The following is a 16,692-nucleotide window of genomic DNA, read 5'->3' as shown; positions in this document are numbered from 1 at the left end:
CATAGACGTGCAGAAGCAGTGCCAGATTAGCATCCGCAGCGCCCGGCGCAGAATAAACAAAATATTTGAAAAGGGGATTAGAAAATGGGATTAAATGAAACGCAGTCCGCAGAACGCGTGCATATCGGCTTCTTCGGACGAAGAAATGTTGGAAAATCAAGTGTAGTAAACGCCGTAACCAATCAGGAACTGGCCGTCGTGTCCGATGTAAAAGGCACAACGACCGACCCGGTCAGAAAATCCATGGAGCTTCTTCCTCTCGGACCAGTGCTGATCATCGACACCCCGGGATTCGACGACGAAGGCATGCTCGGCCAGAAGCGCGTGCAGAAAACCCGCCAGGTCATCCGCGAAACCGACATCGCCGTCCTGGTCGCCGACAGCACAGAAGGCCTGCAGGACGCCGACTATCAGCTGCTCGCCGAATTCCGCGAGAACAAAGTCCCTTGTCTTCTGGTCCTGAATAAGGCCGACCTCCTTCCAGACGGCAAAGAAAAACTGGCAAGGGGAGCCTTTGACTGGCCTCCGGCAGCAGGGCAGTCGCCTTCGGCAGCAGGAAGTGCATCCGCGTATACAGAATACAAGAATAAACAGGATATTCCTCCAGTCCGCGCGATCTATGTCAGCGCGCAGGAAAAAGCAAATATTACCCAGCTGAAGGAAGCCATGGGGCATATGAAAAAAGGTTCTGCGGAAATCGCAGGCCTGCTGGACGGCCTGGTTACACGCGGCGACACAATCATCCTGGTCATCCCGATCGACAAAGCCGCCCCAAAGGGGCGTCTGATCCTGCCGGAGCAGCAGATGGTGCGCGCCGGCCTGGATCTGGGCGCTTCCGTTATGGTAACCGGAAACGACCGGCTGAAAGAAACACTGGATTCCCTGAGACAGCCGCCGCGCCTTGTAATCACAGACTCGCAGGCCTTCAAACAGGTTGACGCCATCGTTCCGGACGACATTCCGATGACTTCATTTTCCATCCTGTTCGCCCGCTATAAAGGGACGCTGAAGAGGCAGCTCGCCGGAATTCAGCGCCTGAAAGAGCTGCCGGCCAACGCAAAAGTCCTGATTTCCGAAGGCTGCACTCACCACCGCCAGTGCGGAGATATCGGTACAGAAAAAATTCCGGCCCTCTTAAAACAGTACGTCAAAAAGCCATTTACCTTCGAAACCAGTTCCGGCAAGGGCTATCCAGAAGACCTGACCCAGTACGATCTCATTATCCACTGCGGCGGCTGCATGCTCAACGACAAAGAAATGCAGTACCGCGTCCGTCATGCCGACGAACAGGGCGTTCCGATCACCAACTACGGCGTCGCCCTCGCAGAAATGAACGGGATACTCGACCGCGCACTTAGGCCGGTAATGGCGCTGCCCTCATCCGCGCGAGTTTAAAATGAAGCGCGGATGACTCCCGTTACAAGGGGAACTTGCCCCTGCGATTCACGAACATAAGTGAGTGAGAGCAGCGGGAAATCCTGATGCTGACGTGGCCCGGGTGAATGAGCCGCAGGCAGCGTTCGACCGGTAAGCCACGTGTCGTATATATAGGTGCCGTTGAAAGCCGAACGCGTATTCATAATAAACTGCGTGAAGGCTGAACAGCGGAAGGTTAGTTGCGGTATGCTGTATGCACATTTTCGCTTTGCTGCAGAGATGTGGGTAAAAAATTGCACGGATTTCCGACATTAAACGCTTAAAAAGTCGGAAATCCGGCCGTCATATGTAAATTTTTACCGTTCGATTTACAGTTCGATCAGGTCGCGGGTGAAATCGTCGGTCATGTTTTCGAAGCCGTCTTCGGTGATCAGGATCTGATCTTCGATGCGGACGCCGCCCCAGCCTGGAATGTAGAGACCCGGCTCAATTGTACGGACATTGCCGACAGGGAAAGGAGTCTTGTCGGTAATGGAGTTGAACGGTCCTTCGTGTACGAAAAGTCCGATTCCGTGGCCGATGTTGTTATACTCGTAGCCCTTGTATTTTGTGCCTTCCAGGACCTTCATCTGTGCATTATAGATGTCGCAGCCCATGGTACCGGCTTTGGTGATCTTATTGCACTCGTCGAACATTTTCTGAACCGTATTATAGACTTCTTTCTGCTCGGCCGTTGCTTTTCCAACGACTACGGTACGAGTCATGTCGGACATGTAGCCATGAACCTGGCAGCCAAAATCCATCAGGACGAAGTCACCGTAGGCAACGGCTTTCTCGGACGGAACACCGTGAAGCAGGGAAGTGCGTGCTCCGGAAATCAGGATGTTTCCGTAAGGCATGGTGTCTGCGCCATTCATAACCATGTACAGGGAAAGCTTTGCGGCAAGCTCTTTTTCCGTAACACCAGGCTGGATTTCCGGGAGGAGATCTTCCAGCGCACGGCAGGAGATTTCACAGGCCTGACGCTGGTATGCAATTTCTTCTTCATTTTTGATCATTCTCAGGTCGGAAATCACGTTGAAGGTCGGGATTTTATCTGCTTCGACGATTTTATTGAAGTCCATGAAGAAATCGTAGGAGAAATCATCACCTTCAAAGGCTACGTTCTTGCAGTCTGTTTTTGTCAGAAGTTCCTGAACGGAGTCTGCAACAGTCTTTCCCGGGAGGCGCCAGATCACGACTTCATAGTCCGGGCATTCCAGAGCGGCATCTTCCGTGTAACGCAGGTCTGTGATGAAGAACTGCTTTCCGCCCTTGGTGAACAGGAGCCACTGTGCGCCGTCACTTGCTGTAAAACCGCTGATGTAGCGGATGTTTGTCGGGCTGGAGATAAAGAAGGCGTCGAGGTTGTTCTCCTTCATATAATCGAAGACTTTGGTTTCATTCGTCTGCATGGTAATTTCCTCCTTTGCAGTAAAAGACTGGCAGCGGAGCGGCTCCCGGTTCTTAATTTCCGGGGAGTGGCGTTCTGCCGCCTTGCATGAATTCAGATGCAATACTTCTTCAGACCAGAGAAGCGCAGAACTGCAGGTTTCGGATGATTCAGTCCGCGAACACTGCAGTCTTGGTACTGCCGCCCGGTGATCCGCTGGTATGCAGTCTGCCGCGCATGTACAGGTCCGCAGTATCAGATGCTGCAGTTGCTGAACTCTGGTTTATACCTTATTCTATTAGAAAATTATATCGATTTAAGTATTTTCTGTCAATAATTTATCGATGCTATCCGTTGGCTCTGCGCAAGCATACTGTACGCAGTATACTTGGACTTCACGCCCCGGCAGACCCGGCAGAATTATCACTGGCAGCCAGCAACTGTTCTATGAGATGTCCCCCCGGCAGTATTACGGCTGTCGTACACCTTCCACGTTGTGAAATATCCGTATTCCGCCAGTTTTACATGGCATTCATCCGGAACCCCGTTATCTGCTGCCTTTAGAGCCTGCCTTCCTGCCGCGCCCGCTGGAATTTCTCCTTGTTCTCGTCGACGATCGTGAAACCTCTGCCATTGACCTCCTGCACCATGCTGATGGTAACGAAGGCCGTCGGGTCGATGTCCAGAATCATCTTCTTCACCCGGTTCATGTTCTGCAGGGTGGTGACACTGCTGATCATCTCCATGTCATGCTTCAGCATGCCGGACCGGCCGTGCAGCAGAGTTGCGCCGACGCCGAGATTGAGCAGTTCGTCCAGAACCTCTTCCGTTTTCGAGGAATAGATCTGAAACTGGACGAGTCCGCTGCCCATGAGAATGATTTTCTGGGAAACCATTGAATAGATGAAGACCATGAGAATCGCCAGAATCAGGTCTGTTACACTGGCGTTGAAGAACTGCAGCAGCAGAATGATTGAGTCCTGAATATACATAACCGGACCGATTTTGGTTCCGATTTTTTTATGCAGAATCAGCGGCAGAACGTCGCTTCCGCCCATGCTCCGGCCCGCGCGCAGAATGATGCCCAGACCGATGCCCATCAGCGCTCCGCTTGCGATCGCCGCAATCAGGGGATCCTGCACCAGATGGGCATTTTTAAAGCCCATGCGCGTGAACAGCGCCAGGAACATAGGATAACTCAGACTTCCCAGCACGATCGAGGCGGCATACCTTCTCCCCAGACAAAAACGAGCTGCAAGAAGAAGCACGACATTAAAAAACAAAACCAGGGCGGAAAGTGGAATCTGTGGAAGAAAGTGATTGGTAATCACTCCGAGTCCCGTCGATCCGCCGATGAGAATATGATAGGGGAGCGCAAAAGCGATCGTCGCAAAGGTTGTAACCGCAACTCCTGCGAGGATAACGGCGATCGTCCCGATCTCTTTTAGAATTCTGCCCTTTTTTGCTAACTGTGTAGTCTGGATTTTATTCCCCATTGTCTGCCCCTTATTGTCTGTTGTCTGTAATCTGATTCTCTCAGCATTTTCAGAAGGATGCTGCCTGCCTGTTTCCCGGATTTTGTTTCTGGTCGTGTCCAAAGACGGCGGGCTGGAAGTATGCTTCTGCACATACATCACGTGTATATATAATCAAGCGAGAATATTCAGCCTTTTAACCGGGGCATAGGGGTCTGGAAAAGACACCTATACCACTGATCAGCATTATAAAATCTCGTCTGTTAATAATTATACAACAATGCAGAGGGCGGGAAAAGAGAAAGCCGGGGTATAAAATTAATATTTTTAATATCCGTGATCAGTTATTATGCGATTTTATATATCTTCAGCTTTTACTTGATAAACAGGCTGATGACGGATTTTACTCTGCTGGAGCTGTCGTATTTCAGGATAATATTGACGAAATCCTGCGTTGTGGCCTGCTTCAGGCAGTAAGTGCTGTAGTACTCCTGCATTGCGCTGTAGAACTTCTGCGAACCCATGGTCACATAGAGATAACGGAGGAAATTGTCGCCGTAATCGTAGGGAACCATGGAAGAAGGCTCGTCTTTCGGGAACTTATTTACCGGAATATTGATGCAGGTCTTCTTTTTCTTCTTCAGCTGGGCATTCATTTCCTTAATCGTGTCTTTCTTAAAGGACTTGCGGAGTTTCGCGGTCTGGCCCGGGCTCTGCTCGAGTTTATCCACGTAAGTTGTGCTCGGGGCGCCGCTCATGTCGTAGGTAACGTTCTGCAGGAAGCTTGCAAAACCCTCATCCAGCCAGGCTTCATTGTATTCATCGTTTCCGACAGCTGCGTAAAACCACTGATGGCCGATTTCGTGGGAAACGTCATCCTGAATCGCGTAGAAGTCGCACATATTCTGCTTCTTTGCCTGATATTCCGAAGAGCCGTTGATCATGATCAGGCCCGGATACTCCATGCCGCCGAAGCCGACGCCGAACAGGCATTCCACCATATCCAGCTCATCGTAGGGATAAGCGCCGATGTTTTTCGTGTACTGGGCGATGCTGTCCTGCGCCACCATCTTGCAGACTTTGTTGTACAGAGCCATAAACTTCGTTTTCTTGTACTTATTCGGGAAGTAGTAATTATTTACTGTAATTCCCTTGATATTATAACTCTGTTTTTTATATGCATTGCTGGCACAGATGGCCATGTCGCGGACGTTTTCCGCATGAATCGTGGTGGTGCCATTCTCAGTGCTGCTTTTTCCAGTGGAAGCGACAACGTAATCCGCCGGCGCGTGGAAAGTGACATCGTAATTCGCAACGGCGCTGTTGCGGTTTTCCCCATCGTCGTAGTATGGGTGAACAATCCATTTTCCATTGCGATAATCGCTCAGGCAGGGAAAGCAGAAGGACAGGTTATACAGGGTTTTGCCGCCGGTCAGATTCGTATAGCCGAAGCGGTCCTCACGCTTCGGAACAGAGGTCTTCACCCGGATCGTCACATCCGTGGAATCTCCTTGTGATAACTTTTTGTCCCCAAGGTCGACGTAGAGGTCGCTGGCATCGCTCCCTTTCTTATACGACAAAGCCTGCCCGCCAAGGGAAATACTCTGGACGGTGGTCTGCGCACTCTTCTTCACGTCCGCGGAATAATTCTTCCGGTCGAACTTCAGATAGCCGTTCGCGATGTTGACGATGCAGAGCTGGGAAATCGTCCCGCTGCTGTTATTGACCACGTGCATGGTGACGGTTTCTGTGAGAGTCTTCGCCTTCGTGTTCAGGGATGCATCGATGGTGTAATGCGTGGCTTTCACCTGTGGATCTGTGTTCGCAGAAGCGGCGGAATCTCCGGTATTTCCCGGGTTAGCCGTGTTTACTGTAAGTCCTGCGGAAGAGCCGTTCTTCTCTGCAGCCGCGACATTCAGCGTCTGCGTGGCCTGCGCGGGGGCAGAGCCTGCAGAGTTTTCAGATGCAGCAAAAGCCGGAAGCGGCGCCGCCATCAGCCCTGCCGACAGCGTAAGGGCAAGCAGCGCCGGGATCAGGCGGTGAATGTGATGTTTATTTATCGTTTTCATTCCTCTATTCCTTTCATGAAAGCTGCAGAGAAGCACGCTGCAGACAGTACGAGTATTCTGATGAACTAAGTATAGCGGATTTTCATGACAAAGGGAGACTGTTTAAGGAGATATAAGGAGAAATAAGAAATGTTAAGAAACGGGGAGTTAAGGAGAGTTGCGAAGTGATTGAAGTATACAGTATACCTGAAGTCATACACCAAGTGTACTAGAGCATGTACAATAAGTCCTGCCAACGGTCGGGATTTCCTGCAGCCTCCTGACACCATCCGGGAATGGGAATTCCCTGTGTCAGGCCGGGAATACGTGGTATAATAGAAGCACATGAATGAAAGGCCTGACTGTAAAGCAGCATTTCTGAGCGGAAAGGTGTGCAGCGCAGATCGCGCATGCAGGAATAATAATGTGAAGCAGCTCTTTCGGCAGACCGCAGGGACAGAAAACCCGCGAAGTTCATGCAGAAAGAGCTTTTGTTTTCCGGCGGGGCCGGGTAACGGCCTGATGCCGGCTGAAGAACGCGCAGGACTGCGCAGAAAGGCAGGAAAAGAAATGGAAGACACGAAGAGACTGGGAATCGTAGGAATCGTTGTATCGGATCTGGCAAGTGCGGATCAGGTGAATGAGGTTATTCACGATCATAATGATATCGTGGTTGCCAGAATGGGAATTCCGTATAAAGAGAGAAATGTTTCCGTCATTTCCCTTCTGATTGACGGTGAGCAGGACGCTATCAACGCGCTGACCGGCGAACTGGGAAAGATTAAGGATGTCAGTGCCAAGGCGATGCTGAATAAGATGAAATAGGCGGAAAGCAGGTCAGAAGAAACGGATGGCGCGCAGAAATACAGCAGAGAGGAACGGCTGACAGATGGCGGATGGCTGCATGGGAAGCCGGTCTTCTGCGCTGCCATCCGTATAAAATGAAAACGGGGAGGATCAGAATATGTTGAAAATTGCAGTGTATGGAAAGGGCGGAATCGGTAAGTCGACGATGACGAGCAACTTGTCGGCGGCTTTTTCTGTGCTGGGAAAGCGGGTGATTCAGATCGGCTGCGACCCGAAGGCGGATTCCACAATCGACCTGCTCGGGGGAAAGCCTCTGGAGCCGGTCATGAATTTCATGCGCGCCTACGATCAGGATCCTTCCCTGGATCAGATCATGAAAATCGGCTTTGGCGGGGTGCGCTGCCTGGAAACGGGCGGACCGACGCCGGGTCTTGGATGCGCGGGCCGTGGAATTATCTCCACCTTCAAGCTTCTGGAAGATCTGGAGCTTTTTGAGAAGGAAAAGCCGGATATAGTCATGTTCGATGTTCTGGGCGACGTGGTCTGCGGAGGTTTTGCGGCGCCGATCCGTGAGGGCTATGCGGATGAGATTCTGATCGTGACCTCCGGCGAGAAAATGGCCCTTTACGCCGCCAACAACATCAACCAGGCCGTGAAGAATTTTGAGGACAGGAGCTACGCCAAGGTCCGCGGCATCATTTTAAACCGCAGAAATGTCCCGGATGAGGAAGCAAAAGTCAGGAAATTCGCTGATGAGAACCAGCTTCCGATCGTTGCGGACATTCCGAGAAGCGACGAGATCAATACCTTTGAAGAGGAAGGAAAGACTGTGATCGAGGGTGACCGCACCCTCCCGATTTCTAAGAAGTTCCTGGATCTGGCCCGGCTTCTTCTTAAGGATGAAGCGGCAAAAACCGACGTGCAAGAGGGAGGACTGTTTTAATGATGAATCTGACGGACAGCGCAGCGCGGACATCTGGCTGCTGCCATGCAAAAGAGCAGAAACCCTTCTCCATCACCGCAAGGGAACTGGCTGAACGGGGAAAAGACAATATTCCGGACGCCTTTATCCCGAACTGTCATCTGATTTACAGCAGTCCGGAGACACTGGCATACAACTCGCCGGGCGCGATCGGATTCGGAACCAAGCGTGCGGGCCTGGTCATCCCGGAATCTGTCATGCTTCTGGTATCCCCGTCCTGCTGCGGCAGAAATTCAACGATCCTGAGCCAGACAGAGGGTTACGCGGAGCGGATGTTCTATCTTCTTCAGAATGAAACGGATCTGGTCACGGGACGCCATCTGAAGAAAATTCCGGAGGCTATCCGTGAAATCCTGAAGGTCTGTGATCCAAAGCCGAAAGTCGTCCTGATCTGCATCACCTGCACGGACGCACTTCTGGGTACGGATCTTGAACGGATCTGCCGGCAGGCACAGGAAGAAACCGGCGTTCTGGTTGTTCCGAGCTACATGTATGCTCTGGAACGTGAAGGAGTCCGGCCGCCGATGGTGGCGATCCGCAAGACGATTTACTCGCTCCTTGAGAGGAAAAAAGTACAGCCGGATATGGTCAATCTGATGGGATTTTTCTCTCCGCTTGATCCGGAATCCGAGATTTTCCCGCTTTTAGAGAAGGCGGGAATTCACAAAATCAACCAGGTCAGCGCCATGAAGACGCTGGAAGAATACGGGAAGATGGGCGCGGCCAATTTCAACCTTGTTCTTGATCCTTTGTCCAGATATGCGGCGGAGGACCTGAGAAAACGGCTGAACATGCCGTATGTAGAGCTGGCAAGGCTCTATGACCCGGACCGGATTCACCACCAGTATCAGCTCTTTGCCGGTGCGCTGGGCATTAAAATGGATGACCAGGCCTGGTATGAAAAGGCGGCGGAGCGCAGAGATGCGTTTGCAAAAAAATACAGGGGAAAACGCTTTGTGGTTGGTGAAATGGCCAACGCCAATCCTTTTGAGCTGGCCGCTGCCCTGGTCCGCATGGGTATGGAAGTGCCGATGATTGTCTCCAATCTGACGGAAGCGGAATTTCCCTACATCCGTCAGCTGGCGGAAGAATCTCCGGACACGGAGATTTACACGGGTATTTCCCCGAGCATGGTGCATTTCCAGGCACCGGATAATATCGATGCGGCCATCGGTAAAGACGCGGCGGCCTACTGCCCGGACGCGGCAGGTGTGGAGTGGAACGGTGAGAAACAGCCTTACGGCCACAAGGGCGTGATTGACCTTCTGGACGCGCTGGATCAGGCCCTCCAGGAGGGCGGACATGATGCTCAGGAAAGAAACGAAAAGACCTTTTACGGAAGCGCCCTGCGCGGCGAGGGCGCAGATAAGAGAGCTGCATCCGCGGAAGATCAGCAGGCATAGGAACAGAAAGGAGAGCGGATATGAAAGGTTTATTCCGGTATTTATCACCGTTTTCGCCAGATCAGTCCGGCGCGGTTTCTGTGCTGTTTGAACTGGGCGGAATCATCGTCATTCTGGACGCGGGCGGCTGCACAGGAAATATCTGCGGCTTTGACGAGCCCCGGTGGTTTTCGAAGAAGAGCGCGGTCTATTCCGCGGGTCTGCGTGATATCGACGCGATTCTGGGAAGAGACGACAAGCTGCTGGGCAAGCTGAAGGATGCGGCGGACACGGTCGATGCGGACTTTATCGCCCTGGTGGGAACGCCGGTTCCGTCAGTCATTGCCACGGATTACGGCGCCGTCTGCCGTCTCGCGGAGAAGCAGTACGGAATTCCTGCCGTGTATATTGAAACCACTGGCATGGACGATTACGACAAGGGGCAGAAGCTCGCTTATGAGCAGATCCTGAAGCTCCTGAAGCGCTGCCGGGACGACCGGAGAAAGGGCCGGGATACACCGGCCGCTGCTCTTGCGGCAAAACTCGAGGCGCAGGGAGGAAAATCGGCTGACGGAAAGCCGGCGGCCGAAAAGGAAAAACTGGCATCTGATCAGAGATTCATCGGCATCTGGGGCGCGACCCCGCTGGATCTTCCGGCAGAGGACAGTGCGCAGGCACTGAGAGAGCGCGTCGCAGACCGGTATCCGGGAACCCTTCCCGTCACTTACGGTATGGACAGCGGCCTTGCAGAATTGTATTCTGCCCAGAAGGCCGTCCGGAATGTGGTCTGCTCGGTGTCCGGCCTGGAAGCGGCCAGGGCGTTGGAGAAGATGGGCGTTCCGATGGACGCCGGTTTTTTCCTGGATGATGAAGAGGAAAAAGCTGGAAAAAAGGTCAGCGGGAAACGCGTCCTCCTGGTGCATCAGCAGATTATGGCCTGCAGCATCCGGGAATGGATGAGGAAAAAATGGCCAGATCTTCAGATCGACTGCGCGTTGTTTTTCCAGATGGATAAGGCCTTCATGGAAGAAAATGACGTGAAGATGGATTCGGAAAATGACTGGATCGATCTGATTAAGAAAAGAAATTACGATGTGATTGCCGGAGACCCGATCTTCAAAAGGGCGATTTCCTTCTGGAATGGAGATTATGTGCCGGCGCCGCAGTACGCGGTTTCCGGAGGTATGTACGCGCCAGATTCGGATGAGGCATACTGGGAAAATCTGAAGAAGGGCCTTGCAGAGGCTGTGGAAAAGTAGATTGTCAGACTTTGGAACAGGATCGAGAGGAAAACGGAGAAAGGACAGGTCCATGCAGCAGAATGCGGAAAAACTGAATAAGGAGCGGCGCTGTGTTCTGGTGTACGGCATCGTGCAGGGCGTCGGATTCCGGCCTTTTGTGGATCGGATCGCGGATAAAAGCGGGGTCTGCGGGGATGTCTGTAATAAAGGGTCTTTTGTGGAAATTCACATTGAAGGGGAACATGAAAAACTGGAAGAATTCATGCGCCTTCTGAGAGAAACCGCGCCGGAGCGGTCGCAGATCCTGAAAATCTCGCAGAAACAGGAACCCTGCAGGGGAGATGAGAAATTCCTTATCCTTCCGAGCAAGAAAGTAGAAGGAAATGTTTTTGTCTCTCCGGACATCGCGATCTGCGAAAAATGTAAAAAAGAAATGTATGATCCCAATGACCGCCGTTATCTGCATCCTTTCATCAACTGCACGGCCTGCGGGCCGCGGCTGACGATTCTGGATTCTATGCCTTATGACCGGGTGAGGACCAGTATGGGAGAATTTCCCATGTGCGAAGCCTGTGAAAAGGAGTATACGCACCCTCAGACCCGCCGCTACCACGCTCAGCCGGTCTGCTGCAATGACTGCGGGCCGCGGCTTTATCTTCTGAAATCGCCGGGAGAAGAGGGAAAAACGGTTTACCGGAGTGAAGAGGAAGCCCTTTCCGATCCCCGCCCGAAACCGGAAACGGACCGTCTGGCCTTAAGAAGAGCAAGAGATGTACTCCGGGCCGGGGGGATCCTTGCTGTCAAAGGCATCGGAGGCTTTCACCTCTGCTGCGATGCGAAAAAAGAAGAGACGGTCAGACGTCTCAGGAAGCTGAAACAGAGGCCCTTCAAGCCTTTTGCACTGATGATGAAGGACATGGACGCGGTGAAGAGGGAATGCGGTCTTCTGGATGGTCAGCAGCAGATGATGGAAGGACCGCAGAAGCCGATTCTCCTTCTCAGAAAGAAATCCAGAGAAGAAGGCGCGGAAGTCTCCGCTCTGGCGGCTCCGGAAAATCCTTATATCGGAGTCATGCTGCCCTATGCGCCGGTTCAGCTTCTTTTATTTGACGATCCGGATGATCCGGTGCAGAATATGACAGACTGCCTGATTATGACCAGTGCCAACCCGAAGGGAGCGCCGATCTGCAGGACCGATGAAGACATCCTGAACAGTGTCGGAAAATGGTGCGATGCCATTCTTTCCAATAACAGAATCATCAGGACCAGGGCGGACGACAGCGTCATGAACTGGCTGGACGGAAAACCGGCCATGATCCGCAGGTCCAGAGGCTTTGCCCCGCTTCCCCTGATGCTGGATGAGGAGGATGAATCCGTTACTGCCTCTTCAGAAGGCGGACCGGAGCAGTCCGGCGGCGCCCGGGTTCTTGGAATCGGCGGCGAACTGAAAAACACCTTCTGCCTGGCAAAAGGCAGTCTGTATTACCCGTCCGCCTATGTCGGAGATCTTACCGACATCCGCACGGTGGACGCGTTGAAAGAGACGGAAGAGCGGATGGAGCGGCTGCTTCAGATTCAGCCTGATCGGATCGTCTGCGACCTGCATCCCGCCTACCGGTCTTCCATGACCGCGGAGGAACTTGCAGAGAAAAAGCAGATTCCGGTGGTGAAAATCCAGCATCACTATGCGCACGTCCTTTCCTGCATGGCTGAGAACCAGTATCTGGACCCGGTCATCGGCGTGTCCTTTGACGGAACGGGATACGGCACCGATAAAAGCGTCTGGGGCGGCGAGTTCCTGCTTTCTGACCGGACCGGCTTTACCCGGCTGGGAAGCATCGGGAGTTTTCCGCAGGCCGGCGGCGACCTGGCCAGCCGGCAGGGCTGGAGAATTGCGGCGGCACTTCTGAAACAGGCAGACGAAGGAAACTTTATGGAGCGTTCCATGGCCCTGGGTCTTGGAGAAAAGACCGAACTTTCCATTCTTTCCCAGATGATCGATAAGGGAATCAATACTGCCCGGTCGACCAGTATGGGAAGGCTCTTTGATGCCGCCAGTGCAGTTCTGGGTTTCCGGAGAGAAGCGAGCTGTGAGGGCGAAGCCTCCATGGTTCTGCAGTTTGCGGCAGAACGGGCGGCGCAGAGAATGCTGGAGGAGCAGAAGCCTGCTTTCTCTGATTCTGACAGGGATGCCGGCGGGGATATGGAAAGCATTACAGCAGGCAGTATAGAACCGCTTCTGGACTGGCGTCCGGAAATTCGGATGGAAGCGTCTGAAGATGAGGCGGCCGGAGGAGAGCGCCCGGCGGAAAGGCTCTTCCGGATTCAGGCTGAAGAATTGATCCAGGAGCTTGCGGAGAGGAAACTTTCCGGGGAGGATCCGGATGATCTTGCGCTGGGATTTCACCAGAGTATCGCGGAGCTGATTCTCGCAGGGTGCATGAAGAGCCGTGAAATAAGCGGTATCGGGACTGCTGCTCTCACCGGCGGCGTCTTGCAGAACCTGCTTTTGTCCCGCCTGACAAAAGAAAAACTCAGGGAAAATCACTTTCAAGTGCTGACGCACAGCATGATTCCGGCCAATGACGGTGGGATCGCGCTGGGGCAGGCACTGTACGGCATGCAGATGCTGAAAGAGAAGAAATAGAGAAAAGGTTACAGTAAAAATGGAAGGAGTATGGAAATGTGTGTTGGACTGCCAGCTAAGGTAACAGAAATGAAGGATGGAATGGCTGTTGTGGATGCAACGGGAGCAAAGCGTACGGTTACGGCGGAGCTTCTGGATGATCTTCAGCCGGGAGATTATGTGATGATTCACGCGGGCGCGGCGATCGCGAAGATAAGTGGCGATGACCAGAATGAGACGGATGAGATCATGGAGGCATTGCAGTAATGAAGGCAGCAGAACAGGCAGCGGAAATTATCCGCAGTTATGACGGGAGGAAACTCCGCATTATGGAAGTCTGCGGCACGCATACCCATGAGATTTTCCGTCAGGGAATCAGGAAGATGCTTCCGGAGAATATCCAGCTGATTTCCGGACCGGGATGTCCGGTTTGTGTGACGCCGGTGGGCTATATCGACGAGGCAGTGTATCTGGCGCTGGAAAAGGGCTGCACGATCACGACATTCGGCGATCTGGTCCGTGTGCCGGGTTCAGAGAAAAGTCTGGCATCGGCCCGCGCGGAGGGAGCGAAGATAAAACCGGTCTATTCCCCGCTGGATGCACTGGAATACGCGAAGAAACACCCGGAGGAGCAGGTGGTCTTCCTGTCCGTGGGTTTTGAAACAACGACTCCGCCGAGTCTGATGGCGGTGCGGCAGGCGAAAGAAGAAGGGCTTCAGAATTTCTCGCTCCTGACGGCCAACAAGACGATGGATAACGCTTATCTTGCGCTGAAGAATTCCGCGGATGCCTTCCTGTATCCGGGCCATGTCAGCACGATTACGGGAACGAAAATCTATTACGATCTGATGAAAGAGGGAATTTCCGGCGTCGTGACGGGATTTACCGGACCGGAGCTTCTGGCGGCGCTGGCGGTTATCGTAAAGAAATCGCAGGAAGGAAAGCCTTTCTTTATGAACTGCTATCCGAGAGTCGTCACCGATGAGGGAAGTCCGTCGGCCAGAAAACTCGCGGCGGAAATGACGGATCCGATCGATTCTGAGTGGCGCGGCATCGGAATTATTCCGAAATCCGGAATTCAGCTGAAAGAGGAGTTTGCGGATTATGACGCGCGGAAGAAGTATGATGTACCGGAAATGCAGGGACATGCCAATCCGGCCTGCCGCTGCGGATCGGTGCTGAAGGGCGAGATCACGCCGCAGGAGTGCAAGGTGTTCGGCAGGGGCTGCACGCCGGAGCATCCAATCGGTGCCTGCATGGTGTTCGGCGAGGGCGCCTGCGCGGCATTCTATAAATACGGAAGAGATTTTTAAATTTTATCTGTCCTGCCGGGCTGCAGGGCTCTGGAAAAAACTTCCAGAGGCGGCCGGGCGGGCAATATAACAAAAAATAATCAACAAGAACGGGAGAGGAAGATGGAAAAAACAGTAACTCTGGCCCAGGGGGCCGGCGGAAAGCAGACCTCTGAGCTGATTGAACAGATTTTTGCTAAGTATTTTAATAATCCCTATCTGACAGCGGACGACGCGGCGGTACTGCCGGTTCCGCAGGGAAAGATGGCGATGACAACGGACGGATTTATCGTTTCCCCGTCCGAATTTCCGGGAGGAAACATCGGAAAGCTGTCCGTCTGCGGCACAGTCAATGACCTGTCCTGCATGGGCGCGCGTCCTCTGTACCTCACCTGTTCTTTTGTTCTGGAAGAGGGATTCCCTCTGGACAAAGTCGACCGGGCGGCGGAAGCAATGGCGAAGACGGCGGAAGAAGCCGGCGTTCACATCGTTGCCGGAGATACCAAGGTAGCCGGAAAAGGCCAGGTTGACGGGATGTTCATCACGACTACAGGAGTCGGTGAAATCACGGAAGGCGTAAAGACCGGAGGCGCCCTGGCCCGTCCGGGAGACGCTGTCATCGTAACTGGAGACATCGGACGCCACGGCTGCGCGATTCTTCTGTCCAGAAATGAATTTGAGATTGAGGCGGACGTGAAGAGCGACTGCGCTCCGCTCTGGGGAACGGTAAAGGCCGTTCTGGATACGGTAAAAGAAAAGACTGGAAGCTATGAAGATCTTCACGTTGTCCGCGATGCGACAAGAGGCGGCGTCGGCACCGTTCTCTATGAGATCGCAGGCCAGAGCAGCGTTGGCATCCATCTGCAGCAGGACAGTGTTCCGGTGGATCCGGCGGTTTCCGGCGTCTGCGGAATGCTGGGCCTGGAGCCTCTCTATCTGGCCAACGAGGGACGTCTCGTGATCTTCACCCCGAAGGAAAACGCCGATGCTGTACTGGAAACCCTGCACGGCCTCCCGTATTCTGGAAATGCAGCAGTCATCGGTGAAGTTACAGAGGAAAATCCGGGCAAGGTCGTCATGCACACGGCGATCGGCGGAGAGACCCTGCTTCCTCAGCCGGGCGGAGAGCTGCTGCCGAGAATCTGCTAAACTTTATGCCGCGGCGGAGATTAGCCGGGAAGATTCTTGAAGGGTTATTTTTTGTCCGGACGGAGGACTGCGCACAGTAATTTCAGGAAATCAGGAGTAATTTATGTATAAATTAGCATTTTATGGCAAAGGCGGAATCGGCAAGTCGACGACGGTTTCCAATATCGCGGCCGCGCTGGCACAGAAGGGAATGACAGTGCTGCAGATCGGCTGTGACCCGAAGGCGGACTCGACCATGCTGCTTCTGCACGGACAGGAGAAGAAACCGGTCATCGATCTGCTCCGGGAGAAAAACCAGCAGACGACGCTGGAGGATATGGTCACAGAAGGCTACGCAGGTGTGCTCTGCGTGGAAGCCGGAGGCCCGAGGCCGGGTCTTGGCTGCGCGGGAAGAGGCATCATCGCGGCCCTGGAATATCTGAAGAGGAGAAAGGCCTATGAGACCTATAAACCGGACGTGGTTCTGTTTGATGTTCTGGGTGATGTGGTCTGCGGCGGATTTTCTATGCCGATCCGTGAAGGATATGCGGATCAGGTCTTTATTCTGACTTCCGGAGAGGCCATGTCCATTCATGCGGCAAAAAACATCGCGCTGGCAGTGGATACCTTCCAGGAGCGCGGCTATGCGACGCTTGGCGGCGTGATTGTGAATAAAAGAGATGTCCGCCATGAAGAGGAAAATATCCGTCAGCTCTGTGAGGACATCAACTCTGAAGTAGTTGGCACGCTGGAGCGGTCTGAACGGGTGCAGGATGCGGATGAACTCAGGAAGACGGTCATCGAGGCCTTCCCGGACAGTCCTGAGGCAGAGAGCTACCGGAAGCTGGCAGACGCAGTGCTGAAGGCCGCAGACAGAGAAAATGCGCGGAGAGGTGAGTGAT

At 53.3% G+C, this 16,692-nt stretch carries 13 protein-coding genes; 10 read left to right on the top strand and 3 right to left on the bottom strand.

Annotated features, from left to right (window positions below; translation table 11 throughout):
- Positions 1 to 84 precede the first annotated feature (84 nt).
- Entirely contained in the window at positions 85 to 1,395 is a 1,311-nt protein-coding gene (hydF, locus tag ACI77B_RS01185) for a [FeFe] hydrogenase H-cluster maturation GTPase HydF (protein ID WP_409337001.1), read from the top strand.
- Between the two features lie 350 nt (positions 1,396 to 1,745).
- Here hydF and ACI77B_RS01180 read toward each other — a convergent pair whose 3' ends face one another.
- The 3 genes from ACI77B_RS01180 to ACI77B_RS01170 form a co-directional block, all read right to left on the bottom strand.
- Positions 1,746 to 2,831 carry a M24 family metallopeptidase gene (locus ACI77B_RS01180; protein ID WP_409337000.1) on the bottom strand — a complete coding sequence of 362 codons (1,086 nt, stop codon included), beginning with the start codon at positions 2,829 to 2,831 and terminating at the stop codon, positions 1,746 to 1,748.
- A gap of 538 nt (positions 2,832 to 3,369) precedes the next feature.
- Positions 3,370 to 4,305 (bottom strand): YitT family protein, encoded by a 936-nt coding sequence (locus ACI77B_RS01175; protein WP_409336999.1) that lies wholly within the window; start codon positions 4,303 to 4,305, stop codon positions 3,370 to 3,372.
- 353 nt (positions 4,306 to 4,658) lie between these two features.
- Positions 4,659 to 6,353, bottom strand: a complete 1,695-nt coding sequence (locus tag ACI77B_RS01170) for a M1 family metallopeptidase (protein WP_409336998.1) — start codon at positions 6,351 to 6,353, stop codon at positions 4,659 to 4,661.
- Positions 6,354 to 6,902: 549 nt separating this feature from the next.
- Here ACI77B_RS01170 and ACI77B_RS01165 point away from each other — a divergent pair.
- The 9 genes from ACI77B_RS01165 (at position 6,903) to ACI77B_RS01125 (ending at position 16,691) form a co-directional block, all read left to right on the top strand.
- Positions 6,903 to 7,157 (top strand): TM1266 family iron-only hydrogenase system putative regulator, encoded by a 255-nt coding sequence (locus ACI77B_RS01165; protein WP_409336997.1) that lies wholly within the window; start codon positions 6,903 to 6,905, stop codon positions 7,155 to 7,157.
- A 139-nt stretch (positions 7,158 to 7,296) separates the two neighbouring features.
- On the top strand, positions 7,297 to 8,082 hold the full coding sequence (locus tag ACI77B_RS01160) for an AAA family ATPase (RefSeq protein WP_409336996.1): 786 nt from the start codon (positions 7,297 to 7,299) through the stop codon (positions 8,080 to 8,082).
- Positions 8,082 to 9,524 carry a nitrogenase component 1 gene (locus ACI77B_RS01155; protein WP_409336995.1) on the top strand — a complete coding sequence of 481 codons (1,443 nt, stop codon included), beginning with the start codon at positions 8,082 to 8,084 and terminating at the stop codon, positions 9,522 to 9,524. The genes ACI77B_RS01160 and ACI77B_RS01155 overlap by 1 nt, the downstream gene beginning before the upstream one ends.
- Before the next feature lie 20 nt (positions 9,525 to 9,544).
- Positions 9,545 to 10,762 (top strand): nitrogenase component 1, encoded by a 1,218-nt coding sequence (locus tag ACI77B_RS01150; RefSeq protein ID WP_409336994.1) that lies wholly within the window; start codon positions 9,545 to 9,547, stop codon positions 10,760 to 10,762.
- A gap of 1 nt (position 10,763) precedes the next feature.
- Positions 10,764 to 13,391 carry a carbamoyltransferase HypF gene (gene hypF, locus ACI77B_RS01145; RefSeq protein ID WP_409336993.1) on the top strand — a complete coding sequence of 876 codons (2,628 nt, stop codon included), beginning with the start codon at positions 10,764 to 10,766 and terminating at the stop codon, positions 13,389 to 13,391.
- Positions 13,392 to 13,421: 30 nt separating this feature from the next.
- Entirely contained in the window at positions 13,422 to 13,637 is a 216-nt protein-coding gene (locus ACI77B_RS01140; RefSeq protein WP_423245292.1) for a HypC/HybG/HupF family hydrogenase formation chaperone, read from the top strand.
- Complete coding sequence (gene hypD / locus ACI77B_RS01135; RefSeq protein ID WP_409336992.1) at positions 13,637 to 14,683, top strand: hydrogenase formation protein HypD; 1,047 nt, start codon at positions 13,637 to 13,639, stop codon at positions 14,681 to 14,683. Before ACI77B_RS01140 ends, hypD begins: the two co-directional genes overlap by 1 nt.
- Positions 14,684 to 14,785: 102 nt before the next feature.
- Positions 14,786 to 15,811 carry a hydrogenase expression/formation protein HypE gene (hypE, locus tag ACI77B_RS01130; protein ID WP_409336991.1) on the top strand — a complete coding sequence of 342 codons (1,026 nt, stop codon included), beginning with the start codon at positions 14,786 to 14,788 and terminating at the stop codon, positions 15,809 to 15,811.
- 103 nt (positions 15,812 to 15,914) lie between these two features.
- Positions 15,915 to 16,691 (top strand): nitrogenase iron protein NifH, encoded by a 777-nt coding sequence (locus ACI77B_RS01125; protein WP_409336990.1) that lies wholly within the window; start codon positions 15,915 to 15,917, stop codon positions 16,689 to 16,691.
- The last annotated feature ends 1 nt before the right edge of the window (position 16,692 follow it).

This window comes from Eubacterium sp. F2, assembly GCF_046244355.1.
In the GTDB taxonomy this organism is placed as follows: Bacteria; Bacillota; Clostridia; order Peptostreptococcales; family Anaerovoracaceae; genus Aminicella.
Note: the sequence above shows the minus strand (reverse complement) of the source record. Positions and strands in the feature narration are given on the sequence as shown.